Origin of the sequence: Aeromonas sp. 1805, from assembly GCF_013085525.1 — a bacterium.
In the GTDB taxonomy this organism is placed as follows: Bacteria; Pseudomonadota; Gammaproteobacteria; order Enterobacterales; family Aeromonadaceae; genus Aeromonas; species Aeromonas hydrophila.
The window spans coordinates 2174179-2199304 of record NZ_CP038515.1; the positions used below are offsets into that span (position 1 = coordinate 2174179).

Consider the following 25126-nt stretch of genomic DNA (forward strand, 5'->3'; position numbering starts at 1 on the left):
AGCCCCTTTCTCCCGCTCCTCGCAACAGGCTGCCGGCAGAGGCGATATCCCTGTGGTTGGCGGGTGTTTGTCCCCGCCCGGCGGGCCTATACTGGAGGGCCTGATCCTCCCTCGATAATCAAGGACATAACATGAGCAATTCCGTTACCCTGCAAGGCAACCCCGTCTCCGTCGCCGGTCACTTCCCGGTTGCCGGCGAGCAGGCCAAGCCGTTCTCCCTGGTGGCCAAGGATCTCTCCGATCTGACCCTGGCGAGCTTCGCCGGTCAGCGCAAGATCCTGAACATCTTCCCGAGCGTCGATACCCCGACCTGCGCCACTTCCGTGCGCAAGTTCAACGAGCAGGCCAGCGCGCTGAACAACGCCGTGGTGCTGTGCATCTCCGCCGACCTGCCGTTCGCCCAGTCCCGCTTCTGCGGCGCCGAAGGGCTGGACAAGGTCGTGACCCTCTCCACCCTGCGTGGTGCCGCCTTCCTGCAGGACTACGGCGTGGCCTTCTCCTCCGGCCCGCTGGTGGGTCTGGCTGCCCGCGCCATCGTGGTGCTGGATGAAGAGAACAAGGTGCTGCACAGCGAGCTGGTGGCCGAAGTCGCCGATGAGCCGAACTACGCTGCCGCCCTGGCCGTACTGTAAGCAGGCAGACTGACAACAATCCCGCCGGGGCATGGCCCCGGCGGGATTTTTTTATGGGTGGTCGCCGTCAGGGCGTCTTGTTGCCATCAGCGGCCGGCAGGGGGTCGGGGTGGGGTTGCCACTCGACATAGGGGCGGTGCAGCCTTGAGTAGATCTCTGCCAGCTTGCCGGAGGCGGCGAGCCGGTCGATCGCCTCGCCGAGGAAACGATCCGTTTCATCCCCGGCAGGCCCCTTGGCGATGATGAAGACATCCTCGAAATCCCCCAGGTGTTCCCGGTGAATGTTGGTCAGCTTGAGCTGGCGCAGCATCAGGTCGGCCTCTTCCTGAGCCCAGATGAAGGCGTCGATGCGCCCGCGGGACAGCTTGCGCAGGGACTGCTCTATGCTCATCGACCGTTGCAGCGGAATGGGCAGAAAGCCGGGGGTCGCCTCGATCAGCAGGTCCCGCTTGGTGGGCACTATGCCGTAGACCATGTCGGGGGTGATGAGGTGGTCGGTATTGCTGTAGAGCACGTGGGTGACCTGGCCGAAGCTGCGGGTGCTGAAGCGATAGGGCAGCAGGTCGGCATCCTGCAGATTGCGGATGGCGGGCAGACTGAAGTCGGCGGTGCCGGCGATCACCCCGGCCATGGCCCGGGCGAGGGGGTAGATGGTGATCCGGATGCTCACCTCGGGGTAGAGATCATCGATGGCGCGCACCAGATCGACGAAGGGGCCGGTCTTGTCGGCGTTGATGAGCCCCGGCAGCTCGCCGAGGTGGGCGTTGAGGATGCGTACCGGTTTGGCGGCGGGAGCGGCAGCCGTGTCGGCGCGAGAGAGGCTTAGGCTGGTCAGCCCCGTCAGGCAAAGCAGCAACAACAGCAGCAGAGAGGGATGTCTGGTCATGGTCTGGTCACGTCCCCGGGGGAGGTTCCCTGTAGTGTAGTCAGGCCCGCTTTGCGCATGGCGGGCCGTGAGTGGGCCCGTGACCGCGATGGATGGGATTTTACTTATGGTCTGCCGCTCACTAGACTTCGCCCCCACCTCCCTATTCTGTCGATAGCTGCGTAGCCCCATGACTTTTGATGAACTTGCCCTCGCCCCCGCCCTGCTGGCGACCCTGCCCGCCGACCTCAAGTGCCCGACCCGGGTACAGCAACTGGCCATTCCCGCCGCGCTGGTGGGTCGGGATCTGCTGGCGCTGGCCCGCACCGGCAGCGGCAAGACCCTGGCGTTCGGCCTGCCGCTGCTGCAACGGCTCGATCCGGCCTGCGATCGGGTGCAGGGGCTGGTGCTGGTGCCGACCCGCGAGCTGGCGGTGCAGGTGAGCGAGGCGTTGCAGGGGTCGGCCGCCGGGCTGGGTCTGCGGCTGGTGACCTTGTGCGGCGGGGTGGCGCAGGAGCTGCAACAGGCCGAACTGGCGCTGGGGCCGCAACTGTTGGTGGCGACCCCGGGGCGATTGCGGGATCTGCTGGCCCAGCAACTGCTGGGTCTGAGCCAGCTGCGCCATCTGGTGCTGGACGAGGCGGATCGGCTGCTGGAGATGGGCTTCTGGCCCGACATCCAGTGGCTGCTGAATGCCATGCCGGTCGAGCGTCAGACCCTGCTGTTCTCGGCCACCCTGCCGGCCGAGCTGGATGCGCTGGCGACCGGTCTGCTGACCGAGCCGGTGCGGGTGGAGGCGGATCCCCGCAACAGCGTGGCCGACGACATCGAGGAGCGCCTCTATCTGGTCAACAAGAGCAGCAAGGTGCCGGCGCTCATCAGCCTGCTCAAGGCCCACGAGTGGCCGCAGGTGCTGGTCTTCATCAGCGCGCGGGACGACGCCGACGGGGTGGCCCGCAAGCTGGCCAAGGCGGGCATTGCGGTGGCGGCCCTGCACGGCGAGAAGGAGCAAGCGGTGCGTGAACAGGCGCTCGGCGACTTCAAGGCGGGCAAGGTGCGAGTGCTGGTGGCCACCGATCTGATGGCGCGCGGCATTCACGTGGAGGCGCTGCCGCTGGTGATCAACCTGGATCTGCCCGCCAGCGCCCCCGTCTACGTGCACCGCATCGGCCGCACCGCCCGGGCCGGACGCAGCGGGCTTGCCATCTCGCTCACCTGCCATGGCGAGGCCGACACCCTGGCGACGATCCGCACCCTCACCGGCCGAGAGCTGCCGCTGGCGGAGCTCGCCGGCTTCCCGGTCACCGATCAGCCAGCCAGCGGAGAGGGCAAGCGCGCACCCCGTGACAAGCAGGCCAATCGCCGCACCCAGGCCAAACGCAGCGCTAAACAGTTCAAGAGCAAGGGCTGAGGTCATTGCTGCCGCCTTGCTCCGTTTCGCGACAAACAAGGTGATCACAACGCCGCACCTAGGCCAAGCGCAGCGCGAAACAGTTCAAGAGCAAGGGCTAGGGCAAGCCTGACCCAAGATGGACTGCCCGCTTGGGCAGTACCAAAGGACGCCCGTTTCACTATGCTCCATGGGTTCAACCACGGAGGGATAGGCAATGGCGAGTCTGGTGATGGGGCCCCTGCTGGGGCTCGAAGCGGAGACACAATACAGCATCTGTTTTTTGGCGGGGCCTGACTGCAAGGGCGCCGGGGTCAGGATCAACGGCAGCCTGCTGGTTGCCGGCAAGCAGGCGGATACCCCCAGGGGCGGCTTCTGGCGGGTCAGCTGGACGGCGACACCGGCCGAGGCGGGTTCGAGCGTGGAGTACCAGATCCTGCTGGATGGGGAGCCCGCCCGGGACTTGGCCGGTGGGGATCGCTGGCAGTTTCATCTGCCTGGGTCGGCGGAGCGGGTGCGCATCGGGTACGCCTCCTGCAACGGTTTTTCCGACTTCAAGCTGCTCACCTCCACCCCGCAGCCCTATGTGATGTGGGACAAGCTGGCCGCCGAGCACGCCACGCACCCCTTCTCGCTGCTGCTGATGGGGGGCGATCAGGTCTATGCCGACTCCCTCTGGACCACGGTGCCCAGCCTCAAGGCCTGGAACGAGCTGGACATGGCGGAGAAGGTCAAACGCAAGGCCACTCGCACCATGGAGGAGCAGCTCGATCGCTTCTACTGCGATCTCTACTGCAAACAGTGGGGGCGGCCCGAGGTGGCGCGCCTGCTGGCCCGGATCCCGAGCGCCATGATGTGGGATGACCACGACATCTTCGATGGCTGGGGCAGCTATCCCGAGTCGCCAGCCAATCTGCAGGGCTGTGACGTCTACCGGGTCATCTATGCCGCCGCGTCCCGCTATTTCCGGCTGTTCCAGCTGCGATCCGTTGCCAACGTCTCCCTGCTGGACCCGGTCAAGCTGGGCCACCACTCCTGGCGGCTGAGTTTTCGGGGCTACCAGATCCTGGCGCTGGACAACCGGGCCAATCGGACCCGCGCCCAGGTGATGAGCCCGTCCCAGTGGGATCAGATCAACGATGCGCTGGCCGCCTGCGACGCGGGCCACCTGCTGGTGCTGGCGGGGGTGCCCGTGGTCTATCGCGACTTCTCCTTCACCGAGGCGGCGCTGGATGCCACCCCCTGGGAGGAGGAGCTGACCGACGATCTCAAGGATCATTGGCGGGCCAAGGATCATCAGGGGGAGCGGGCCCGGCTCATCATGCGGCTGCTGGACAACGCCAGGATCCGGCGCCAGCAGGATGCCGGCGGCAAGACCCTGATCCTCTCCGGCGACGTGCACGTGGGCTGCCTCGGGGTGATCCAGGACAAGCGGGACGGGGTGCTCAACGTGCACCAGCTGGTCTCCTCCGGTATCGTCCACCCCTGTCCCACCCAGTTCCAGTGGATGGGGATCCTCGCCATGACCAACGACGATGCCGAATACCTCGACGAGAACCGGCTGATCCGCGCCGAGCTTATCAAGCCGTTCGGCGCTCCCGTCTACCTGCGTACCCGCAACTTCGCCACCCTGCTGATGGGCACCGACAACAAGCTGTGGGCCAACTGGCACTGCGAGAACGGACTGGCGGCCAGTTACCCGCTTGCCTGATGGCGGGAAAATGCGAAGGGCCCTGACGGGCCCTTTTTCTTGTCGGGGTCAGATCCCCCGAGCCGTAGTCTGTTCAGGGCTGCTCCGGCGTCTGGGCAAAGAAATCGCGCCGAAACTGGCCGAGTGCCGCTTCCCTGTGCTGCTGCCAGCTTGCCTCGTCCATGTTGCCCCGGCTGGCCGCCAGCTGCTGTTCCAGCTCGGTCAGTTGCTGCTGGTAGTGGCTGCGCTGCGCCAGCTGCTGTTGTCGGCTGGCGGCAAACTGCACGGTCGCTTCGGCCTGCCCGGTTGGCAGGAAGTGGCGAGCCAGGGTCGCCAGCTCCTCGTCCCCCCACAGCTGTCGCGCCTGCTGCAAGCGGGCAGCCGGGTTGAACAGCTCCGCCGCCAGATCCGGATGATCCGCCGCCCACTCATCCTGCAAGCGGGTGAGGGCGGCCAGTCGCTCGGCCAGCGGCAGCTGCTCGTGCTCCTGCGCCAGCTGCTCGAGTGCCAGGGCGTAGCGCCCCTGCAGTCGAAACAGGCTCTCCCCCTCGCTCAGCCATTGGGCCTCTATCGCCTCCAGATTGGCCAGCCGCTCGGCCAGCGGCTGCTCGCTGTCGCTTACCTCGCTGGCGAGCTGCCGGTTCATCTCGTCCGGCAAGTCGCGCCAGCTGGCAGGCGCAGGTGCTGGGCCGGCTGGCACGGTGGTGGCGGCAACCGGGCCGGTAGCTGGGGCCAGTGGCGGCTGTGTCTGTGGCGCCTCTGCGGCGGCTGGCTGAGCGCTCTGGCCGGTGTGTGCTGGCCGCGTTGGCGCCTCCTGCCAGCTTAGGTTGAGCAGCAACAAGGCCAGCATCGCCAGTGCCAGCAAGCCGTAGCGGCGCTTCATCGGCTGATCTCTCCCTTGACCGGGAAGTGATCGGAGAGGTTGCTGGCGGGCCAGAGGCTGCCATCGCTGCTGCGCGGGATCCAGACGCTGTTGAGGTTGTGGCGCACGGCGCCGTATTCCCGGCTCACCACCAGATAGTCGAGGTACTCCACGTTGGCACCGCCGGAGAGCGGACCGCCGGCATAGGGGTTGATCCTGGGATCGAAGGTGGCCTCGGTGTAGCCGCCATAACGGGGCTCATCGGCGTTGAGGTTGGCCAGCATGCCGGCGTAGTCGTCGGCAAACTTGCGCTTGTTGACGTTGAAGTCGCCGCCGTAGATGACGGTGTCGCTGGCGGGGATCTTCAGGCTGGCGGCCAGGGTGCGGATCTGGCCAAACTGGATCTGGCGCAGCCGGCGCGCCTCGTCGGTGTCGAAGCTGGCGGTGTGGGTGGCAAACAGGTGCCAGGCCTTGCCCCCCTTGATCACCTCCGCATACATCACCCCCTTGTCGGCGAAGCAGTCGGTGCCGGTGCACTGGGGATAGACCAGCTGGGCCTCGCGCACGATTGGGTAGCGGCTGACGATCACCACGCCGCCGTCGTGGATGTTGACCCCCGGCTTGTCGAGCACCCTGGTCTGGTACGGGTACTCCTTGGCCAGTGCCTGCAGGAAGCCCTCGCGGCGCCCGTCGAACACCTCCTGCAACAGCAGGGCGTCATAGCCCTTGAGGTATTCGGGCAGCAGCGCCAGCCGCTCGCCGATGCTGGAGGCGATCACCGGCAGCGCCCAGACGTTGTAGCTGGCGACTTTCAACCTGGCTTCGTCAGCTTCGGGCTGCTCCACCTGCCTGGGCGGGGTCAGCATGTAGTGCAGATCGTCATAGCGGCCGGTGAACTTGGCGGCAAAGGCCAGCTCCTGCGGCCCGCTCAGGCGGTGGATGGCGCGATCGCTCTGCCAGCCGGAGTTGTCTGCCGGCGTCTCGCCACCGTGTTGCAGGGTACTGTTCCACCAGGTGCCCTCCATTTTCTGGTTGAGGCGATAGATGTCTCCGCCGGGGGTGGTGACCCGGGTTTCGAACAGATAGCTCTTGCCCGCCTTCACCCCCTCGTAGCGGTTGAAGCTGAGCACCATGGCGCTCTCCCAGGGGCCCAGCTCGGTTCTGTGCTGAAGCCACTGGCTGCCGGCCTGCAGCTGGCCGGAGCCGCTCTGGCGGATCTCCAGCTGGACTGGATCCGGGCTGTTGTTGGTGAGGTAGACATCGGTGTCGGCCAGCGCCTGCAGCGGAAACTGGCTGGCCAGCAGCAGGGCGGCATAACTGAGGGGTTTGTGCATCATGAAGTCCTTTTGGTGGAGGCACGCTGGAAAGTGACTGTTATGGCGGGCACAGAGGTCATTTCATTTACATTTTTGTTACAAATAAATGAAAGGCCCCATATGGGGAGGTGTTAACCCATGGAGTTGGCAACGGCCAAAGGGACGGGGGAAGTCAGGACAAACTGGGTGAAGCGGGCGTGCCGGGCGGCACGCCCCTGCAAGGCGGTCAGTGCTGGAACTGGTTGATCAGGCGGGAGAGGGCATGCAGCCGCTCCACCAGCAGGGTGATGCCGTCGAGGGCCTGGCGGCTGTTGTCGGCGGTGTGGCTGGCCAGCTGGTGGATCTGGTGGATGCCCTTGTCCAGGGTGCTGGTGACATCCGCCTGCTGGCTGACGGCCTGGGCAATCTCGTCGCTGGTATGGGTGACCCGGGCCAGCATGCGGTTGATCTGGTTGAGCACCTCGGCGGTGGTCCCCACGTGCTGCTGGCAGCGGTCCGAGGTCTGGGCGCCCTGACTCATGCCGTCGGCCAGCTGACGGGTCGTCTGCTGCAGCGCCTGGATCATCTCGTTGATCTCGCCGGTGGAGCTGCGGGTCTTCTGGGCCAGCGCCCGGATCTCGTCGGCCACCACCGCAAAACCGCGTCCCTGCTCGCCGGCCCGCGCCGCCTCGATGGCGGCATTGAGGGAGAGCAGGTTGGTCTGATCGGCGATCTGGCTGATCACCTCCAGGATCCCGCTGATCTTCTGGCTGTCGCCGGTCAGCCTGGCCAGCACGGCGTGGTTGGCATCGAGCTCGTGATGTAGCTGATCGACCGAGGACTGGGTGGTGGCGAGCGCCCGCAATCCTTCGGCGGATACCTGCTGCACCTCGCCCACCAGTTCGCTGGCCTGATGGGCGTTGCTCGCCACATCGCGAATGGAGTGGCTGAGCTCGGTGATGGCGGCGGCCAGCTGCTCGCTCTGGGCCCGCTGCTGCTGCAGGTGGATATCGATGGTCTGGATATTGCCCCTGTCATCTTCGGCAGCCTGCAGGATCTGCTGGTTGGTGTCGGCGCTGCGCCCCACCACCGCCTTGAGCTCGGCCCGCTTCATGCGCAGTGCCAGCTCCAGGGCCGCCAGGGTGTCCCGCCGCCTGGTGTAGAGCACCTGGCAAAGCGGGGTGCCCATCTCTTCGCCAGCCGTATGAGCCAGCCGGTTGAGCCGCTGCTGCAGGCGCCAGCTGTGCAGCATCTGGGCCAGCAGGGCCAGTGCGCCTGGCGCCCCCCACAGCGGATTGCCGCTGATGATGGCCATCAGCAGGGTGAGCAGGGCGCCGCCCGACAGCAGCAGGGTGAGCAGACCGGGTTCGAGGGCGAGCCGGCTCAGCCAGGGCAGCGCCTTGCCGGCCCGGATACGGGCGTAGAGCTGCTCCGCCCAGGCGATGTCGTGTTCGCTCGGGCGGGTGCGCACCGACTGGTACTCGATGATCTGTCGCTGTTCGTTGAGGATGGGGGTGACATAGGCGTTGACCCAGTAGAACTTGCCGCTCTTGGCGCGGTTCTTCACCAGCCCCATCCAGCTTTTGCCCTGGCGCAGTCGCTGCCACATGTCGGCAAAAGCGGCCTTGGGCATGTCGGGGTGGCGTACCAGATTGTGGGGTACCCCCTCCATTTCGGCAGGGTGATAACCGGCCACGTCACAGAAGTGCTGGTTGGCGTAGGTGATGTGGCTGGCGGGGTCGGTCGTCGAGATCAGTGACAGGTGGTCGGGGAAACGTATCTCCCCCTCCCGTTGGGTTGTGGTCATGAGTGCATCCTGATTGAGCCAAGTAACTGATAGATTTATTTTTATTTTTTGTGATTGTTACCGGCCCATTCTAGGGGGCAGCAAGCGCGCTATCTTGGCTTGGGTCAATTAATCGCCACTCTCGCTTAGCTAAATAGTGCAAATGAAAGGTGCATCTGTGCAGGCGGATGGGAAAGGGAGGATTGGCGTACACCAAGGGGGGGAGCGGAGGTTGCAGGCGCCCCGCAGGGGGCGCCCGGGATCAGCGGCTGGCCAGCGGGTAGGTAAAGAGGGCCAGGTGGGCGAAGTTGAACAGGAAGTGGATCGCGATGGCGACGCTAAGGCGCCCGCTCAGCAGGAACGCCAGGCCATAGCAGGCGCCTGCCAGTGCGGCGAACAGCACCAGCAGCGGGCCGCCGGCCAGGTGGGCGGCGCCGAACAGCAGGCTGGCCACCAGCACCCCAAGCCAGCGCCGGCTGTGTGCGGCGATCCCCTGCTGCAGGAAGCCGCGAAACAGCGCCTCTTCCGCCACGCAGGTGAACAGCAGGTTGTTGAGGGCAAACAGCCACCACCAGCCGGGCAGGCCCACCTCGGGCTTGAGGACCCCCAGCTGCCAGGCAGCGATCAGCAGGGCCGCCAGCGGCAACGGCAGCAGTGCCAGTCTGCGCCACTGAATGGCGCCGCCCGGGCCCAGCAGGGCGGGCCAGGCCAGCAGCAGGCCGAAGAAGACCAGCGGCTTGTCCAGGTTGAGGTACATGTTGAACGGCACGCTGGCGGGGCCGGCCTGCACCTGATCCAGCACCTTCAGGTTGGTGAAACCGGGGATGAGGTGCAGCATCAGCGCCACCGCCCACAGCAGCACGGCGCTCAGGGCGACGGCGCGCCAGGGCTGGGGCAGGGAGGGGGTGCGCCAGGCCAGCAACAGGCCCGCCGCGCTGGCCAGCAGGGCGACTGGGCTCAGGTGGCCGAGGCCGAGAGCCGCCAGCAGGGCGACGGCCAGCATGATGAAGCCGGGCAGCCGTTGCCGGGCCAGACAGAGCAAGACGGCCAGCGCCAGTGCTCCCCAGATGAGTGAATCAGGTAGAGGTAACATTGAGTCTCCAAGGCCGATGAAAGTCCCGCACCTTAACAATGGGACATCCCATGAGACAAGGCTTAATAAGCTGGTCGGATCCCGTGTTCGAGTAGCTGCCAGGGCACGCGGCCATAAAAAAACCGGAGCTGGGCTCCGGTTTTGGCAAGGGTGACAAGGCGTCTCAGCGGCCGGATTCGGCGATCACCCGGGCAATGATGTCGGCACGCTTGCTGGCTTCCAGCTCGCCCAGGGCGATGAGGCCGGCCTTGAAGATGACGTTCTTCGGCAGGCTGACGTCGTCCAGGGTGGCGATGGCTTCGACGTGCATACCGTTCAGACGGCTGGCATCGCGCGGGCTCAGGTTGACCTGGGTGTTCAGCACCTGCTTGCCTTTCTTCTTGGCAGGGGCGGCTTTTTTCGGTTGTTCCTGCTCGTCTTCCGGCAGCTCGTCATCAAAATCGTAAATAGACATAGTCAATCCTGTTGGTTAGGCAATGGGGCATGGTTGCCCGATGTCGTTTTTCAGAGGGGTCGATCAGCCCATATCCTCGTTGCGGATAAAGGCGCGCCAGGAGCCGAGCACCTGGGCAAAATCTTCCAGCCCGCACATGGCCAGCTGTTCATCATCGTAGTAGGCGAGATCGTCGAGATCCTCATCCTGCTCGATATTGAGGACGTTGGCTTTCACCTCGGCTTCCTCGTGGGTCAGCAGCAGCGAGTAGTCTCCGCCAAGCAGCCTGTATTCGACGCGAGTCCGGCTGGAGAGCTGATCGATGATGACGAACAGCTCGTCGAGTTTCTCCTCGTCCTTGCCCACTTCGTCGATCAGCCACTGGCCGATGGCCTCATGGCCCATGGAGAACCGGGCGCGATAACCGCCGAACGGATCGCGGCGAAATTCATAATCCATAGTTCAGTCCATAGCGAAAGGGTGAGTCGTCATGGGCAGGGCAAATCCTGCTCCATGGCGGGGCGCATATAGCGTAAAGTGGCCTATTCTAGCGAGCCCCCCCTCGCTTGTCTTGAAGATGTGGCATCTTTGCCCCGATACCGGCGCTTTGTGGCCGGTCCGGCCCCCGCTTTGGAGATGTGATGCAGCTAAACGATACCCTCGCACGCCAGATAGTCAGTCGGGCGATGAAGATCCTCTCTTCTTGGGCCAACGTGATGGACGAGCCACTGCGACTCATCATCGCAGGCTATTCCCGTTTCGTTCAGCGGAGTACCTATGCAGCTCAATGACACCCTCGCACGGCAGATTGTCAGCCGGGCGATGAAGATCCTCTCTTTTTCGGTCAACGTGATGGACGAGCACGGCCTGATCATCGCGTCCGGCAACCCGGAGCGGCTCCATCAGCGTCACGAAGGGGCCGTGCTGGCGCTGACCGAGAACCGGGTGGTTGAGATCAGCGACGCGACCGCCCGCGAGCTCAAGGGAGTGCGCCCCGGCATCAACCTGCCCATCGCCTATCAGGGGGAGCTGCTCGGGGTCATCGGCATCTCGGGCGATCCGGACGAAGTTCGTGCTTACGCCGAGCTGGTGCGCATGACGGCCGAGCTCATTCTGGAGCAGGCGGCGCTCACCGAGCAGCTGCAGTGGGACAAGCGCCACAAGGAGGAGCTGGTGCTGCAGCTGATCCGTGGTGAAGGGCGGGAAGATCAGCTGCAGCAGGCGGCCCGTTTCCTCGGGCTGGATCTGGCCCAGCCGCGGGTGGTGGCGGTGCTGGCGCTGGAGGAGGCCGACCCGGCCCGGCTGCGGGAACTGGTGCACCTGCTGGAAAACCCGGAGCGGGACAACCTGGTAGCCATCAACGGTCTGGACGAGATAGTGGTGCTCAAGCCGGCCCAGCTCAGCGACGGCATCTGGCAGTCGGCGCAGGAGCGCAGCCGCATCAAGCAGCTGCTGGCCCGCATTCCCCACTTTCGGGTGCGCATCGGGGTGGGTGATTACTTCGCCGGCACCGGCGGGCTGGCGCGTTCCTACCAGACGGCGCGGGACACCTTGCGCCGTGGCATGCGGCAGGCGCCGCGCAAGCAGGTCTATTTCTTCGAGGATTACCGGCTGCCGGTGCTGCTCGGCAGTCTGGCGGACTCCTGGCAGGCGGATCAGCTGCGGGCCCCGCTGCACAAGCTGGCGCAGGAGGACACAAAGGGAACGCTGCAGAAGACGCTGCGCCAATATTTCTTGCAGGATTGTGATCTGCATCCCTGCGCCGAAGCCCTGTTCATCCACCCCAATACCCTGCGCTACCGGTTGACCCGGATTGAGCAGATAACCGGGTTGAATTTCAACAAGTTAGATGACAAGTTTCTGCTCTATCTCGGGCTCAACCTCGATAGTTGATTTGTTCATTCATACAGAAAGTTGCGTTTTACAAAGCTAATATTTGGTTTTTTGACCAAAGCATTCCGATCTCGGATCACCATAATGGCCACCACTCACTCATTTGAAAGGTGCCCGTCATGATCCCTGTATCCGCGCTTGGCGCTCTCGCCGCGCTCTCCATCGCCATCTTCCTGATCCTGAAGAAGGTACCGCCTGCTTACGGCATGATCGTCGGCGCCCTGGCCGGCGGCCTGATCGGCGGCGCCGATCTGACCCAGACCGTCGCCCTGATGATCGGCGGTGCCCAGGGGATCACCACGGCGGTGATGCGGATCCTGGCGGCGGGCGTGCTGGCCGGCGTGCTGATCGAATCGGGCGCCGCCACCACCATCGCCGAGACCATCGTCAAGAAGCTGGGCGAGACCCGCGCCCTGCTGGCACTGGCACTGGCCACCCTGATCCTGACTGCGGTCGGCGTGTTCGTGGACGTGGCCGTCATTACGGTCGCCCCCATCGCGCTGGCCATCGCCCGCCGTGCCGACCTCTCCAAGGCGGCCATCCTGCTGGCGATGATCGGTGGCGGCAAGGCGGGCAACGTCATGTCTCCCAACCCCAACGCCATCGCGGCAGCCGATGCCTTCCACCTGCCGCTCACCTCGGTGATGGCGGCCGGCATCATCCCGGGCCTGTTCGGGCTGGTGATGGCCTACTGGCTGGCCAAGCGCCTCAACAACAAGGGCAGCAAGGTCGCCGCCGACGAGGTGGTGAGCTTCAATGGCAGCAAGCTGCCGGGCTTTGCCGCCGCCATCAGTGCGCCGCTGGTGGCCATCCTGCTGCTGGCCCTGCGCCCCATCGCCGGCATCGTGGTTGACCCGCTCATTGCACTGCCCCTCGGTGGCCTGGTCGGCGCCCTGATGATGGGCAAGTTCAGCAAGGTGAACCAGTTTGCCGTCTCGGGCTTGGCCCGCATGGCGCCGGTGGCCATCATGCTGCTGGGTACCGGTACCCTGGCGGGGATCATCGCCAACTCCGGTCTCAAGGATGTGTTGATCAGCGGCCTGACCGCCTCCGGCCTGCCCTCCTACCTGCTGGCTCCCATCTCGGGTGCCTTGATGTCGCTGGCGACCGCCTCGACCACCGCCGGTACCGTGGTGGCCTCCAACGTGTTCAGCTCCACCCTGCTCGAGCTCGGCATCAGCAGCCTGGCGGGGGCCGCCATGATCCACGCCGGTGCCACCGTGTTCGACCACATGCCCCACGGCTCCTTCTTCCATGCCACCGGCGGCAGCGTCCACATGGGCGTGGGTGAGCGGCTCAAGCTCATCCCCTACGAAACCGCGGTCGGTCTGACCATTGCCGCCGTCTCCACCCTGATGTTCGGCGTGTTTGGCCTCGCCTAAGGAATTGATATGAAAATTGTTATCGCCCCCGATTCATTCAAGGAGAGCCTCAGCGCCATGGCGGTGGCCGATGCCATCGAGGCCGGATTCAAGCAGGTGTTGCCGGATGCCACCTACGTCAAATTGCCGATGGCCGATGGCGGCGAGGGGACGGTGCAGTCCCTGGTGGACGCCACCGGCGGCCGCATTCTGCCCTTCTACGTGACCGCTCCCCTTGGCAACAAGGTACAGGGCTTCGTCGGTCTGCTGGGGGATGGCGAGCGCGCCGTCATCGAGATGGCGGCGGCTTCCGGCCTGCATCTGGTGGCGCCTGAGCTGCGCAATCCGTTGCACACCTCGAGCAGCGGCACCGGCGAGCTGATCCTGGCGGCCCTCGACATGGGGGTGAAGCATCTGATCCTCGGTATCGGCGGCAGCGCCACCAATGACGGCGGTGCCGGCATGATCCAGGCACTTGGCGGCAAGCTGCTCAAGCGCGACGGTACTCCCATCGCACCGGGCGGCGCCGGTCTGGCCGAGCTGGCCAGCATCGATCTGAGCGGGCTCGATTCGCGCCTCGCCAAGATCACCATCGAGGTGGCCTGCGACGTGGACAACCCGCTGTGCGGGCCGAAAGGGGCCTCCGCCGTGTTTGGTCCGCAGAAGGGGGCGACCCCCGCGATGGTGGCGCAGCTGGACGCCAACCTGGCACACTACGCCGACTGCATCGAGCAGGCGCTTGGCAAGCAGGTGAAGGAGATTGCGGGGGCGGGCGCCGCCGGTGGCATGGGGGCGGCCCTGGTGGGCCTGCTCGGCGCCGAGCTCAAACCCGGCATCCAGATCGTCATCGAGGCGTTGAAACTGGCCGAGGCGGTGGCCGATGCGGATCTGGTCATCACCGGCGAGGGGCGCATCGACAACCAGACCATCCACGGCAAGACGCCAATCGGTGTCGCACGCTGTGCCAAGCAGTTTGGCAAGCCGGTGATCGGCATTGCGGGCTGCCTGACCGACGACTGCGTCGTGGTGCACGAGCACGGGCTGGATGCGGTGTTCGCCGTGGTCAACCGCGCCATGTCGCTGCCGGAGGCGCTGGCCACCGCCACCACCAACCTGCAGCTCACGGCCCGCAACGTGGCGGCGCTCTATCTGCTGCGACCCTGACTCTCTTCTGGCCGGTGCCTGGCGCCGGCCAACCCCGCCCCGTGTCGCGGTGACGACCTGCCCGCTGCAGGTCTGCCCGAAACACCTTGCCGATCAGATGATCGGCGTTTTTCATTATCCTGCTGTATAGCCAGTGCTTTTCTGCGGTTTCTGTATTCTGGCCGCCGACTTTGCGGCATAGTGATCCCCCATAGTACAAGGAGCAACCCATGATCTTGCTGACCCTGGGGGTACTGCTGTTTACCCTGATCCACCTCTATCCCTGCTTCGCAGTCGCCCATCGGGCCCGCTTGCGCGAGCGGCTGGGGGAGAATCGCTACAAGGGACTCTTCTCGTTGCTGGTGTTCATCGCCATCGCCTGCATCATCGCCGGCTGGCGCACCGCCAGCCCCCTGCCGCTCTATTTTCTGCCCGCCTGGGGACCGACCCTGATGATGGCGGTCATGCCCATCGCCCTGATCCTGTTCTGCTCCGGCCAGGGGCCCAACCACCTGCGGCGCTGGCTGGTGCATCCCCAGCTGCTCGGCACCCTGCTCTGGGCCGGTGCCCACCTGGCAGTCAACAGCGAGGCCCGTTCCCTGGTGCTGTTTGGCGGCATCGGCCTGTGGGCGCTGGTGAGCATCGTCTGGATTTCGGTGCGGGACTGGCAGCGTCATCCCCGTCCGGCGGCCAACTGGTACGGCACCGGGCTCAGCGTGGGGGCCGGGCTGGCGCTCACCGCCCTGCTGATCTTCTGGGGGCACGGCATGCTCACCGGCATCCCCCTCTATTGAACGGGTGAACCGGCCGGCGTGCCCGCGCGTATGTCACTCATCTGTCTGACAGGAGTCGCTCGATGAAATGGATCATGTTGTTGCTGACAATCGTGGCCGGGGCGGCCGTCGCCGCCTGCCCGGACTACTTCAACGTGGAGATGCGGGAGCTCAACAGCACCCAGCGCCACAACCTCTGCCAGCTGACCGAGGGCAAGGTGGTACTGGTGGTCAATACCGCCTCCTACTGCGGCTATCGCGGCCAGTTCCGGGATCTGGAGACGCTCTATCAGACCTACAAGGAGAAGGGGTTGGTGGTGCTCGGCTTCCCCTCCAACGACTTCTGGCAGGAGGCGGGGGACGAGGGCAAGACCGCCTCGGTCTGCCGACGCGATTACGGGGTGACCTTCCCGATGTTCAACCGGATCGCCGTGCGCGGGGCCGATGCCAGCCCGCTTTACCTGGGGTTGGCCGCGGCGGCGGGCGAGGCGCCGGGCTGGAACTTCCACAAATACCTGATCGGCCGTGACGGCAAGCTGGTCGCGAGTTATGGGGCGAACCAGAATCCGGCGGACGATCCCCTGCATAAAGAGGTCAAACGGGCGCTCGGCCTTTAGCGCTACCCCGCGGCGGGCGGCTCTGGAATAATGGGGGCCCGCTCTTCTCTCTGGTAATCCCGTGCTGCAACGTCTGCCCCAAATGGTGATCTTCGATGCCCTGGTCCGTGAACAGGGCATCTCGGCGGCCGCCCGGCGGCTCGGGGTCTCCAAATCCCACATCAGCAAACAGCTGGCTCAGCTGGAGACCGAACTCGGTGCCCAGCTGGTGCAGCGCACCACCCGCCGCTTCTCCCTCACCGAGCTCGGTCAGGAGTATGCCCGCCACTGCCGCGCCCTGGTGGCGGTGGCACTGGAGGCGGACTCCATGGTGGCGGAGCGGCGCGGCAAGGTGAGCGGCATCCTGCATCTGGGGGTTGGCCAGTCTTTCGGCCGGCTGCACGTGATCCCGCGTCTCAAGGCGTTTCAGGATCGCTACCCCGAGCTGGAGCTGGAGGTCTCGCTATTCGATCACCGCACCAACCTGGTGGATGAGGGGCTGGATCTCTGGATCACCACCTACGAGGACAAGCCCGAGGCCCTGGTGGGACAGCGGCTGGCGGATATTCACTTCGTGCTGGTGGCCTCGCCGGACTATCTGCTGAGCCACGGCACCCCGCTGCACCCCAGAGACCTGGCCCAGCACAACTGCATCACCTATCAGAGCCGGGAGCGGCGCTACCACGAGTGGTCGTTTCGCCAGGGCAAGGAGCGCCAGACGGTGCAGGTGGCCGGCAACTACCGAGTGGATCTGGCGGAGGCGGTGCGCGACGCCGCCCTGGCCGGGCTCGGCATCGCCTACGTGGCCAACTACCTGCTGGATAAGGAGTTGCAGTCCGGCCAGCTGATCCCGCTGCTGCCCCAGTGGCGGCCGAACCAGAAGATGGCGGTGCACGCCGTCTATGCCAGACGCGAGCACCTGGATCCCAAGATCCGGCTGTTCATCGACTTCCTCAAGGAGAGCTTCGGTCCGAATCCCTACTGGGAGCAGCGGCTGGCCCCCTGGCTCGGCGGCAAATTGTCCGGCACAGAGGAATGATCGTTTCCATATAAGAACACTGGCTTTCGCTTGAAACCAAAATCGAGTCAAATCAGCCAGTTGCCGCAACCGATATCGTGCAAACGTTTTTGCTAACAGGGCTGTAACCAAGTGGACTTGCAGTGGCGAGGCTGGGAGCGCAGAATCCGCGCCCATCTTTCGCCCCACCTGATGGAGTCCCTATGATTGCCCTGCTCGGCATCCTGAGCATTCTGGCCGTGGCCACGCTCTGCTCTGATAATCGTCGTCGTATCCCGTTGCGAACAGTTGGCCTGGCCCTCTGCCTGCAGATCCTCTTCGCCGGCCTGGTGCTCTGGCTGCCCGCCGGTCAGCACGTGCTGAACGGGGTGAGCGAAAGCGTCAGCAGCGTGATCGGTTACGGTCAGGAGGGGATCGCCTTCCTGTTCGGCGATCTGGCCAAGTTCAAGCTGGGCTTCATCTTTGCCTTCAACGTGCTGCCGGTCATCATCTTCTTCTCTGCGGTGATCGCCATCCTCTACCACATAGGCCTGATGCCGAAAGTGATCGCTCTGCTTGGCGGCGGCCTGCAGAAGCTGCTGGGCACCGGTCGCGCCGAGAGCCTCTCCGCCACCGCCAACATCTTCGTCGGCATGGTGGAGGCGCCGCTGGTGGTCAAACCCTATCTCTCCAAGATGTCGGATTCCCAGTTCTTCGCGGTGATGAGCTGCGGCCTCGCCTCCGTGGCCGGCGGTACCCTGGTGGGTTACGCCAGCATCGGGGTCGAGCTGAAATACCTGATCGCGGCGGCCTTCATGTCGGCACCGGCCGGTCTGGCCATGGCCAAGATCCTGGTGCCGCCTGCCGCCGAGGAGCAGGATCACCATCAGGACGTGGTGATCCCGCGTGCCACCAACGTGATTGAAGCAGCCGCCGATGGCGCCATGTCCGGCCTCAATATCGCGGTTGCCGTGGGGGCTACCCTGCTGGCGTTCGTCGGGGTGATTGCCATGCTCAACGGCCTGCTGGGCTGGGCCGGCGACCTGGTGGGGCTGGAGCTGAGCTTCCAGATCATTCTGGGCTGGCTGTTTGCGCCCGTCTCCTGGCTGATCGGCATCCCCTGGGAGCAGGCTCAGGCCGCCGGCGCCCTGATCGGGACCAAGATAGTGGTGAACGAGTTCGTCGCCTTCATCGCCCTGGTGCAGGACCAGACCCTGAGCGAGTCGAGCAAGGCCATCGTCACCTTCGCCCTGTGTGGTTTCGCCAACATATCCTCCATGGCGATCCTGATCGGCGGCCTGGGCGCCATGGTGCCGGAGCGCAAATCCTTCATCGCCCGTTACGGCATGCGCGCTATCCTGGCGGGTGTGCTGGCGAACCTGATGAGTGCCTCGCTGGCAGGCTTGTTCCTCGCCCTCTGATTGACCCTGAAGCTAGCACCTTCCGGTCAGAGCCCGCTTCGGCGGGCTTTTTTGTGGCCGTTTGCCGGCAAAAAAAAGCGCCTCAGGGAGGCGCGGGGAAAAAGACAGATTGGAAGCGTCACATGGGTGCCACTTGAATGAGGGATGAGCCATGCCATCCAAGTGTGAAGCCATGATGCCTGATGCTGTCTGAAGCCCTTCTGAGGCGATTCTTCATACTATGTTCATTTTGCTAAACGCAATGCGGGCTGGCTGGTCAGAGGCTCAGGGGGTCAGCGCGAAGTTGTCTGCGGTCTGCTGTTCCAGCGCCGGCAGCCAGCGCTGTGAGCGGGATTCCACTGGCTGGTCAGGGGGTCAGCACGAAGTCGTCTGCGGTCTGTTGCTCCAGCGCCAGCAACCAGCGTTTGATGGGAATGCCGCCGGCATAACCGGTCAGCTCGCCGCTGCGGCCGATCACCCGGTGGCAGGGCACTATGATGCTGAGCGGATTGCGCCCGTTGGCGGCACCCACTGCGCGAACTGCCTTGGGATTGCCGATGGCCTGGGCTATCTCGAGGTAGCTGACGGTCTCGCCGTAGGGAATATCGCCTAGGGCGCGCCACACCGATTGCTGAAAAGGGGTGCCCCGGGCGGCCAGCGGCAGATCGAAGCGGCGCAGGCGACCGGCGAAGTAGGCCGCGAACTGTTCGATGAAGGGGGCCAGTGCCTGATCGTCGCGTTGCCATTCGTCGGTCGGGGTGACCGGCTGCTCGCCTAGCACGAACTCCACATAGCGCAGCCCGTCCCGGTCGATGGCGATGAGCAGGGGGCCGTGGGCGCTGTCGCAAAAACTGAATTTCATTCTGTCATCCTCGGGCGTTGGGCAAGGGCCCGGCTAGTCCACTACCGGCTTGCCGCGGGTCGATTTTATCTCCCCCTTGCGCTTCTTGGCATCGACCCGCTTGCGCTGGGAGCTGCGGGTCGGCTTGGTGGCATGGCGGGCCTTGGGGCGCCAGGCCGCTTTCTTCAGCAGCTCCACCAGACGGTTCATCGCCTCCTTGCGGTTCATGTCCTGGCTGCGGTGGGTCTCGACCCGGATCATGATGAAGCCGTCGTGAACCCGGCTGTCGCTCAGCTTGTCGAGCCCCTCCTTGTAGAGCGGGGTGAGGTTGGGGGAGTTGCGGTAATCGAAGCGTAGCCAGACGGCGGAGTCGGTCTTGTTGACGTGCTGGCCACCGTTGCCCTGTGCCCGCATGGTCTGGAATTGCAGTTCATGCCAGGGCAGGGTAACGCTGTTGGAGATGACTAACATACTGCGGTGCTCTTGTTTGGTGCATCGGCTGTGGCTGGCTCAGCTTGGTGCCTCATAATGGGGCGAGATGCGCTCCCTTGGTGATGCCGGGAGAGTCCTGCTCCAGACGTAAATGCTATCTTTTTGAAATTAAACAATAAAAAGACTTGGCACAAGAATTGATTCCCCATTCATGACATACCATGGATTGGGAGCAACCAGATGAAGCTGATTACTGCGATTATCAAACCCTTCAAGTTGGACGACGTGCGCGAAGCCATCGCCAACCTGGGGGTCGAGGGTCTGACCGTGTCCGAGGTCAAAGGGTTTGGCCGCCAGAAGGGGCACACCGAATTATACCGGGGAGCCGAGTATCAGGTCGACTTCCTGCCCAAGGTAAAGCTGGAGATAGCGACGGCCGACGACAACGTCGAAGGGGTGATCGAGGCGATCTGCAAGGCCGCCTATACCGGCAAGATCGGTGACGGCAAGATCTTCGTCTACGACCTGCTGCAGGCCGTGCGCATTCGGACCGGTGAGAGCGACGACGAGGCGCTCTGATCGCGCTGGATGGGGGCGAATGATCGGTACTTTGTCGCTGATTGACTCCATGGTGGGGCCGGATGGGATTCTATCCGGCCCCTTTGTTTGAACAGGGTTTAAATATGTGATCCCGCCACATCAGGATTTCTTGATCCGGCTGTCGAGCTCAATGCAAAATGCAAACAGCAATGGTTCTCACTCGATATAGCAACTCAAGGAATGGATGATGAAAATGAAGATGTTGGCACTGGCTTTCTCTGCGTTGGCGGCTCAGTCGGCATTGGCGGCAGGGGAGGTGAATGTCTACTCCAACCGGCAGGATGAGCTGATCAAGCCCATCATCCAGCAGTTCGAGAAGGAATCGGGCATCAAGGTCAACGTGGTGTTCGCCAAAGAGGGGCTGAACGAGCGTCTGGAGCGGGAAGGCAAGCTCTCCCCGGCCGATTTGATGCTGACCGTCGACATCAGCCGGCTGACCGATCTGGTGGACAAGGGGCTGGTGCAGCCGGTGGACAGCAAGATCCTGCAGGAGAACATCCCCGCCATCTATCGCGATCCGGACAACCGCTGGTTCGCGCTGACCACCCGGGTGCGCGCCATCTATTCCAGCAAGGATCGTCTCGGCAAGCTCGATACCATCAGCTACGAAGATCTGGCCAAGCCTGAATTCAAAGGAAAAATCTGCACCCGCAGCGGCAAGCATGAGTACAATGTGGCGCTGGTCTCCTCCATGATCGCTCATCACGGCATGGCCGAGACCAAGAGCTGGCTGGAAGGGGTCAAGGCCAACCTGGCGCGCAAGCCGCAGGGTAACGACCGGGATCAGGTCAAGGCGATCAAGGATGGTATCTGTGACCTGTCGCTCGGCAACAGCTACTACCTGGGCGCCATGTTGAAGGATCCGGCGCAGAAAGCCTGGGCCGATGCCGTCTACATCAACTTCCCGAACCAGGCTGACCGCGGCGCCCACGTCAACGTGAGCGGCGTGGCCATGACCAAGTACGCCAAGAACAAGGTTGAGGCCCAGCAGCTGATGGAGTTCCTGGCCGGCGACACCGCTCAGCACATGTATGCGGACGTGAACGCCGAGTATCCGGTCAAGGCCGGGGTCGAGCCTTCTGCCATGGTCAAGTCCTGGGGCAGCTTCAAGTCTGATGCGCTACCGGTCAGCGATTACGCCAAGCACCGCAAGGACGCCTTGCAGCTGCTGGATGAAGTGAAATTCGATTTGTAATTCAGATGGGGCCAAGGGCCCCATCAACCTCTGTGGTCTCATGAAAAATTTTGGATGGATTACCGGCAGCTGGGCAACAGCCCTGCTGCTGGCTTTGCCGGTACTTGCTCTGGTCTTCTCCGCCTTATCGGCCGACGGAGATCTGTTTGGCCACCTCGCCGATACCGTGCTGTTCGACTATCTGGCCAATACCCTGGGGCTGGTGGTCGGTGTGGTGCTGCTCAGCCTGCTGTTCGGGGTGCCTACCGCCTGGCTGGTGGCCATGTGCCAGGTGCCGGGGCGCCGTGCCCTGCAGTGGGCGCTGATGCTGCCGATGGCCATGCCCTCCTATATCGTCGCCTATGTCTACACCGACCTGCTCGACTACTCGGGCCCGCTGCAGGCGGGGCTGCGTCAGCTGTTTGGCTGGGGCGGGCCGGCCGATTACTGGTTCCCGGCCATCCGCTCCCTCGGCGGCGCCGCCTGGGTGCTGGCGCTGGTGCTCTTCCCCTACGTCTATCTGCTGACCCGCGCCTCCTTTCTGGAGCAGTCGGTCAGCCTCATTCACTCCAGCCGCCTGCTCGGTTGCTCCCCCTGGCAGAGCTTTCGCCGCCTCAGCCTGCCGCTGGCGCGCCCCGCCATCATGGTGGCGGTATCGCTGGTGGCGATGGAGACGTTGGCCGATTTTGCCACCGTCCACTTCTTTGCCATCAACACTCTGACCACGGCGGTCTACGACACCTGGCTCGGTTACGGCAGCCTGGCTACCGCCGCCAAACTCTCCTGCCTGATGTTGCTGGCAGTGGTGTTGTTGATCGCGCTGGAGCGCCGCTCGCGCAGCCGGCAGCAGGTGTTCCAGAAGTCGATGGGTCATGAGCAGCCGCTGCGCTACCCGCTCAAGGGGATGAGTCGTTGTCTGGCCGGTCTCTGGTGTTGGGGACTGGTGCTGGCCGGCTTCGGTCTGCCGTTCGTCATCCTGCTGGATTACGGCGTGCGCTACTTCGAATTGTCGTGGACGCCGGAGTTTGTCCGCTTTGCCGGCAACAGCTTGGCTATCTCGGCGCTGACCGCCCTGCTGGCCATGGGCATAGCCCTGCTGCTCGGCTTCTGTCGTCGCCTCGATGGCGGGATCAAGAGCCTGCTGCCGCTGCGCATCGCCGCCATGGGTTACGCCATGCCGGGTACCGTGCTGGCCATCGGGGTGCTGGTGCCGCTCACCGCCCTCGATTTTGCCATCAACGATCTGGCCGAGTGGCTGGGGCGTCAGGGGCCGGGGCTGCTGCTGACCGGTACCATCACCGCCATCGTGTTCGGCTATCTGGTGCGCTTCGTGGCCATCGCCATCGGCTCGGTGGAGAGCAGCATGGGCAAGATCTCCCCCAGCCTCGACATGGCGGCCCGCTCCCTGGGGCAGGGGGATGGCGCCATGTTGCGGCGGGTCCACCTGCCGCTGGTACGGCGCGGCCTGTTTGCCGGTGCCATGCTGGTGTTCATCGAATCCATGAAGGAGCTGCCCGCCGCCCTGCTGCTGCGGCCGTTCAACTTCGATACCCTGGCGACCCACGTCTACCAGTTCGTGTCGGACGAGATGCTGGAGCGCGGCGCGCTCGGTGCCATCGTCATCGTGCTGGTGGGGCTGTTGCCGCTGATCTGGGTCAACCGCAACCTGGATGGGGCGGGGCACTGAGTTTGCCGACCCTGGAATGTTGTCCGGCCTCCGGTCGGTCTGGTTCAAAAGAATATGAGGAAGTCAGCCTTGTCCTGTTTGCAGGTTGAAAATGTCAGCTGCCGTTACAACGGCCGCAATGTGCTGGAGCAGCTCTCCCTGACGGTGGCAGACAACGAGATCGTCTGCCTGCTGGGGGCGAGCGGCTGCGGCAAGACCACGCTGCTCAAGGCCATCGCCGGCCTGTTGCCGCTGGCAGAGGGAACGATCCGCCTCGGCGATACCCTGCTCGACGGGCCGGGTGCCAGCGTGCCGCCCGAGGCGCGCAACATCGGCATGATCTTTCAGGATTACGCCCTGTTTCCGCACCTGACGGTGGCCGACAACGTCGGCTTTGGCCTGACCAAACTCGATCGCCGTGCCCGCCAGCAGCAGGTGGACGAGGCGCTGGCGCTGGTCAATCTGCAGGGGCTGGGGGATCGCTATCCGCACCAGCTCTCCGGCGGCCAGCAGCAGCGGGTAGCCATCGCCCGGGCGCTGGTATGCAAGCCGAGATTGATGCTGCTGGACGAACCCTTCTCCAACATCGACACCCAGGTGCGGATGAAGTTGATCCTCGAGATCCGCGCCCTGCTCAAGCAGCAGGGGATCGGCGCCATCTTCGTCAGCCACAGCAAGGAAGAGGCGTTTGCCTTCGCCGATCGGCTGGCGCTGTTTCGCGCGGGTCACATCGAACAGGTGGGTCAGCCGGAGCAGCTCTATCGCCGCCCGCAGAACCGCTTCGTGGCGGAGTTTCTCGGCGGGGTCAACTACCTGGCCGCCGAGGTGGTGGACAGCCACTGCGTGCGCACGGTGCTCGGGGTCATCTGCGGCAGCGAGCCCCATGGCCGGGCAGTGGGTGAGCTGCTGCAACTGATGCTCAGGCCCCAGCAGCTGCTGCTGGAGAGCGCCGCGGATGGCGAGCTCAAGGTGGTGGAGCAGCAGTTCCTCGGCCATCACTGCCGGGTGTTGTTCGAGAGTGGCGAGCTGCGGTTGGAGGCGAGCATCGGCGAGCCGCTGGAGGGCGCGCGGGCGCGGGTCAGAGTGACGCCCCACGCGCTGGTGTTGTTTGACCCTTTACCCTGAACGCGTGATATCGTCGTGAAATCAATGAACTGGAACCGCGCTGGTTTATAATCGCGCAACGCTAACCGCCCATATCGCCAATGTCTGTTCAGGGGAGAGATATATGAAAGCCCAAGCCGGGATCTGTGCCGAGCCCAATCTGCACGCCCTCTATCTGATGTTCAACCGCACCGGTGACGCCGCCGAGCTGGTGGCCCGTCTGGCCAGATTGCCGGCCCTGTGGGAGGCGGTGGCCGCCGATTTCCCCGCTGCCGGCTTCAGCGGTCTGGTCGCCGTCGGTGCCGATGCCTGGGATGGCCTCTATCCTGCCGCCCGTCCGCCCCAGTTCCGCGGCTTCATGGCGCAATCCGCCAACGGCCAGGAGGCCCCCAACACTCCGTTCGATCTGTTCGTGCAACTGCGCGCCGATCGGGTCGATGTGCTGCATCACGCCGGTCAGCGCGTGATGGCTCTGCTGGCCGGGCTGGTGGAGCTGGCGGAAGAGGTGCGCGGTTTTCGCAACCTCGACTGCCGCGATCTGACCGGTTTCGTCGACGGCACCGAGAACCCGCAGGAGGAGCACCGCGCCGAAGTGGCGCTGCTGGACGGCGGCGAGTTTGCCGGCGGCTCCTACATCCACGTGCAGCGCTGGGTCCACGCCATGAGCGACTGGGAGAAGCTGGCGCTGAAGGAGCAGGAAGACATCATCGGTCGCACCAAGGTCGACAACATCGAGTACGAGTCGGCCGACAAGCCGCTGACCGCCCACATCAAGCGGGTCAACCTCAAGACGCCAAAAGGGGAGTCCATGGAGATCCTGCGCCAGAGCATGCCCTGGGGCACCATGCGTGAGCAGGGGCTCTATTTCATCTCCTGCTGCCGCACCCCGCAGCACTTCAACGCCATGCTGGCCAGCATGTACAAGGGGAGGGCAGTCACTTCGATCACCTGCTGCGCTTCACCAAAGCGGTGACCGGCGCAGCCTTCTTCGCCCCTTCAGAAGATTTTCTGGTGGCGCAGGGCAAATAAGGCTCGCCCACCCGCAGATAACAAAAATCCCGGCCTTGGCCGGGATTTTGCGTTTTGGCGGGACCGCGATG

23 protein-coding genes and 1 pseudogene are annotated in these 25126 nt (G+C 64.3%); 15 read left to right on the forward strand and 9 right to left on the reverse strand.

Annotation, left to right across the window (positions count from 1 at the left end; genetic code table 11):
* Window positions 1–131 precede the first annotated feature (131 nt).
* Complete coding sequence (gene tpx, locus E5E96_RS10340; protein WP_016349389.1) at window positions 132–632, forward strand: thiol peroxidase; 501 nt, start codon at window positions 132–134, stop codon at window positions 630–632.
* A gap of 67 nt (window positions 633–699) precedes the next feature.
* Here the strand turns inward: tpx and E5E96_RS10345 are convergent, their stop codons facing one another.
* A complete protein-coding gene (locus E5E96_RS10345) occupies window positions 700–1518 on the reverse strand; it encodes a transporter substrate-binding domain-containing protein (RefSeq protein WP_171282092.1) in 819 nt (272 codons plus the stop codon).
* Between the two features lie 169 nt (window positions 1519–1687).
* On the opposite strand from E5E96_RS10345, the gene E5E96_RS10350 reads away from it, so the two are divergent.
* Both E5E96_RS10350 and E5E96_RS10355 read left to right on the forward strand, forming a co-directional pair.
* A complete protein-coding gene (locus tag E5E96_RS10350; RefSeq protein ID WP_171282093.1) occupies window positions 1688–2908 on the forward strand; it encodes a DEAD/DEAH box helicase in 1221 nt (406 codons plus the stop codon).
* Between the two features lie 196 nt (window positions 2909–3104).
* Window positions 3105–4598, forward strand: a complete 1494-nt coding sequence (locus tag E5E96_RS10355) for an alkaline phosphatase D family protein (protein ID WP_171282094.1) — start codon at window positions 3105–3107, stop codon at window positions 4596–4598.
* 73 nt (window positions 4599–4671) lie between these two features.
* Here the strand turns inward: E5E96_RS10355 and E5E96_RS10360 are convergent, their stop codons facing one another.
* The 6 genes from E5E96_RS10360 to E5E96_RS10385 all read right to left on the reverse strand — a co-directional run bounded on the left by E5E96_RS10360 (window position 4672) and on the right by E5E96_RS10385 (window position 10505).
* Window positions 4672–5460, reverse strand: a complete 789-nt coding sequence (locus E5E96_RS10360; RefSeq protein WP_171282095.1) for a hypothetical protein — start codon at window positions 5458–5460, stop codon at window positions 4672–4674.
* A complete protein-coding gene (locus E5E96_RS10365) occupies window positions 5457–6773 on the reverse strand; it encodes a sphingomyelin phosphodiesterase (RefSeq protein ID WP_171282096.1) in 1317 nt (438 codons plus the stop codon). Before E5E96_RS10365 ends, E5E96_RS10360 begins: the two co-directional genes overlap by 4 nt.
* A 208-nt stretch (window positions 6774–6981) precedes the next feature.
* A complete protein-coding gene (locus tag E5E96_RS10370) occupies window positions 6982–8541 on the reverse strand; it encodes a PAS domain-containing methyl-accepting chemotaxis protein (RefSeq protein WP_171282097.1) in 1560 nt (519 codons plus the stop codon).
* A gap of 241 nt (window positions 8542–8782) precedes the next feature.
* Entirely contained in the window at window positions 8783–9613 is an 831-nt protein-coding gene (locus E5E96_RS10375) for a CPBP family intramembrane glutamic endopeptidase (protein ID WP_171282098.1), read from the reverse strand.
* Window positions 9614–9776: 163 nt separating this feature from the next.
* On the reverse strand, window positions 9777–10067 hold the full coding sequence (locus tag E5E96_RS10380; RefSeq protein ID WP_011704604.1) for a hypothetical protein: 291 nt from the start codon (window positions 10065–10067) through the stop codon (window positions 9777–9779).
* A 63-nt stretch (window positions 10068–10130) separates the two neighbouring features.
* Entirely contained in the window at window positions 10131–10505 is a 375-nt protein-coding gene (locus E5E96_RS10385) for a YacL family protein (RefSeq protein ID WP_171282099.1), read from the reverse strand.
* Between the two features lie 318 nt (window positions 10506–10823).
* On the opposite strand from E5E96_RS10385, the gene E5E96_RS10390 reads away from it, so the two are divergent.
* From E5E96_RS10390 to E5E96_RS10420, 7 genes are all read left to right on the forward strand, one after another.
* Window positions 10824–11939 carry a sugar diacid recognition domain-containing protein gene (locus E5E96_RS10390; protein ID WP_016349398.1) on the forward strand — a complete coding sequence of 372 codons (1116 nt, stop codon included), beginning with the start codon at window positions 10824–10826 and terminating at the stop codon, window positions 11937–11939.
* A gap of 119 nt (window positions 11940–12058) precedes the next feature.
* Entirely contained in the window at window positions 12059–13321 is a 1263-nt protein-coding gene (locus tag E5E96_RS10395; protein ID WP_017409005.1) for a GntP family permease, read from the forward strand.
* A gap of 9 nt (window positions 13322–13330) precedes the next feature.
* Complete coding sequence (locus tag E5E96_RS10400) at window positions 13331–14464, forward strand: glycerate kinase (RefSeq protein ID WP_171282100.1); 1134 nt, start codon at window positions 13331–13333, stop codon at window positions 14462–14464.
* A 209-nt stretch (window positions 14465–14673) separates the two neighbouring features.
* Window positions 14674–15237, forward strand: coding sequence for an NnrU family protein (locus tag E5E96_RS10405; protein WP_171282101.1), 564 nt, complete (start codon window positions 14674–14676; stop codon window positions 15235–15237).
* Window positions 15238–15299: 62 nt separating this feature from the next.
* Window positions 15300–15833, forward strand: coding sequence for a glutathione peroxidase (locus tag E5E96_RS10410; RefSeq protein WP_171282102.1), 534 nt, complete (start codon window positions 15300–15302; stop codon window positions 15831–15833).
* An 82-nt stretch (window positions 15834–15915) separates the two neighbouring features.
* The gene (locus tag E5E96_RS10415; protein WP_016349403.1) at window positions 15916–16851 is read left to right on the forward strand and encodes a LysR family transcriptional regulator; all 936 of its coding nucleotides are present in this window, start codon (window positions 15916–15918) and stop codon (window positions 16849–16851) included.
* A gap of 182 nt (window positions 16852–17033) precedes the next feature.
* On the forward strand, window positions 17034–18230 hold the full coding sequence (locus E5E96_RS10420; RefSeq protein ID WP_011704612.1) for a NupC/NupG family nucleoside CNT transporter: 1197 nt from the start codon (window positions 17034–17036) through the stop codon (window positions 18228–18230).
* Between the two features lie 346 nt (window positions 18231–18576).
* On the opposite strand, the gene E5E96_RS10425 is transcribed toward E5E96_RS10420, so the two are convergent.
* Window positions 18577–19071, reverse strand: a complete 495-nt coding sequence (locus E5E96_RS10425; protein WP_044799132.1) for a methylated-DNA--[protein]-cysteine S-methyltransferase — start codon at window positions 19069–19071, stop codon at window positions 18577–18579.
* 33 nt (window positions 19072–19104) lie between these two features.
* Window positions 19105–19521, reverse strand: coding sequence for an alternative ribosome rescue aminoacyl-tRNA hydrolase ArfB (gene arfB, locus E5E96_RS10430; protein WP_171282103.1), 417 nt, complete (start codon window positions 19519–19521; stop codon window positions 19105–19107).
* Between the two features lie 201 nt (window positions 19522–19722).
* On the opposite strand from arfB, the gene glnK reads away from it, so the two are divergent.
* From glnK to E5E96_RS10455, 5 genes and pseudogenes are all read left to right on the forward strand, one after another.
* Entirely contained in the window at window positions 19723–20061 is a 339-nt protein-coding gene (glnK, locus tag E5E96_RS10435) for a P-II family nitrogen regulator (protein WP_011704615.1), read from the forward strand.
* A gap of 208 nt (window positions 20062–20269) precedes the next feature.
* Complete coding sequence (locus E5E96_RS10440; protein ID WP_216368110.1) at window positions 20270–21277, forward strand: Fe(3+) ABC transporter substrate-binding protein; 1008 nt, start codon at window positions 20270–20272, stop codon at window positions 21275–21277.
* A 40-nt stretch (window positions 21278–21317) separates the two neighbouring features.
* Window positions 21318–22943 (forward strand): iron ABC transporter permease, encoded by a 1626-nt coding sequence (locus E5E96_RS10445; protein WP_171282105.1) that lies wholly within the window; start codon window positions 21318–21320, stop codon window positions 22941–22943.
* A gap of 69 nt (window positions 22944–23012) precedes the next feature.
* Window positions 23013–24047 carry an ABC transporter ATP-binding protein gene (locus E5E96_RS10450; RefSeq protein ID WP_044799135.1) on the forward strand — a complete coding sequence of 345 codons (1035 nt, stop codon included), beginning with the start codon at window positions 23013–23015 and terminating at the stop codon, window positions 24045–24047.
* Window positions 24048–24150: 103 nt separating this feature from the next.
* Window positions 24151–25055, forward strand: a pseudogene (locus E5E96_RS10455) (Dyp-type peroxidase).
* Window positions 25056–25126 lie beyond the last annotated feature (71 nt).

What these genes read in the sequence shown, in the direction of transcription:
- tpx (WP_016349389.1), top strand. Translation starts at nt 132, where the DNA reads ATGAGCAATTCCGTTACCCTGCAAGGCAACCCCGTCTCCGTCGCCGGT.
- E5E96_RS10345 (WP_171282092.1), bottom strand. Translation starts at nt 1,518, where the DNA reads ATGACCAGACATCCCTCTCTGCTGCTGTTGTTGCTGCTTTGCCTGACG.
- E5E96_RS10350 (WP_171282093.1), top strand. Translation starts at nt 1,688, where the DNA reads ATGACTTTTGATGAACTTGCCCTCGCCCCCGCCCTGCTGGCGACCCTG.
- E5E96_RS10355 (WP_171282094.1), top strand. Translation starts at nt 3,105, where the DNA reads ATGGCGAGTCTGGTGATGGGGCCCCTGCTGGGGCTCGAAGCGGAGACA.
- E5E96_RS10360 (WP_171282095.1), bottom strand. Translation starts at nt 5,460, where the DNA reads ATGAAGCGCCGCTACGGCTTGCTGGCACTGGCGATGCTGGCCTTGTTG.
- E5E96_RS10365 (WP_171282096.1), bottom strand. Translation starts at nt 6,773, where the DNA reads ATGCACAAACCCCTCAGTTATGCCGCCCTGCTGCTGGCCAGCCAGTTT.
- E5E96_RS10370 (WP_171282097.1), bottom strand. Translation starts at nt 8,541, where the DNA reads ATGACCACAACCCAACGGGAGGGGGAGATACGTTTCCCCGACCACCTG.
- E5E96_RS10375 (WP_171282098.1), bottom strand. Translation starts at nt 9,613, where the DNA reads ATGTTACCTCTACCTGATTCACTCATCTGGGGAGCACTGGCGCTGGCC.
- E5E96_RS10380 (WP_011704604.1), bottom strand. Translation starts at nt 10,067, where the DNA reads ATGTCTATTTACGATTTTGATGACGAGCTGCCGGAAGACGAGCAGGAA.
- E5E96_RS10385 (WP_171282099.1), bottom strand. Translation starts at nt 10,505, where the DNA reads ATGGATTATGAATTTCGCCGCGATCCGTTCGGCGGTTATCGCGCCCGG.
- E5E96_RS10390 (WP_016349398.1), top strand. Translation starts at nt 10,824, where the DNA reads ATGCAGCTCAATGACACCCTCGCACGGCAGATTGTCAGCCGGGCGATG.
- E5E96_RS10395 (WP_017409005.1), top strand. Translation starts at nt 12,059, where the DNA reads ATGATCCCTGTATCCGCGCTTGGCGCTCTCGCCGCGCTCTCCATCGCC.
- E5E96_RS10400 (WP_171282100.1), top strand. Translation starts at nt 13,331, where the DNA reads ATGAAAATTGTTATCGCCCCCGATTCATTCAAGGAGAGCCTCAGCGCC.
- E5E96_RS10405 (WP_171282101.1), top strand. Translation starts at nt 14,674, where the DNA reads ATGATCTTGCTGACCCTGGGGGTACTGCTGTTTACCCTGATCCACCTC.
- E5E96_RS10410 (WP_171282102.1), top strand. Translation starts at nt 15,300, where the DNA reads ATGAAATGGATCATGTTGTTGCTGACAATCGTGGCCGGGGCGGCCGTC.
- E5E96_RS10415 (WP_016349403.1), top strand. Translation starts at nt 15,916, where the DNA reads ATGGTGATCTTCGATGCCCTGGTCCGTGAACAGGGCATCTCGGCGGCC.
- E5E96_RS10420 (WP_011704612.1), top strand. Translation starts at nt 17,034, where the DNA reads ATGATTGCCCTGCTCGGCATCCTGAGCATTCTGGCCGTGGCCACGCTC.
- E5E96_RS10425 (WP_044799132.1), bottom strand. Translation starts at nt 19,071, where the DNA reads ATGAAATTCAGTTTTTGCGACAGCGCCCACGGCCCCCTGCTCATCGCC.
- arfB (WP_171282103.1), bottom strand. Translation starts at nt 19,521, where the DNA reads ATGTTAGTCATCTCCAACAGCGTTACCCTGCCCTGGCATGAACTGCAA.
- glnK (WP_011704615.1), top strand. Translation starts at nt 19,723, where the DNA reads ATGAAGCTGATTACTGCGATTATCAAACCCTTCAAGTTGGACGACGTG.
- E5E96_RS10440 (WP_216368110.1), top strand. Translation starts at nt 20,270, where the DNA reads ATGAAAATGAAGATGTTGGCACTGGCTTTCTCTGCGTTGGCGGCTCAG.
- E5E96_RS10445 (WP_171282105.1), top strand. Translation starts at nt 21,318, where the DNA reads ATGAAAAATTTTGGATGGATTACCGGCAGCTGGGCAACAGCCCTGCTG.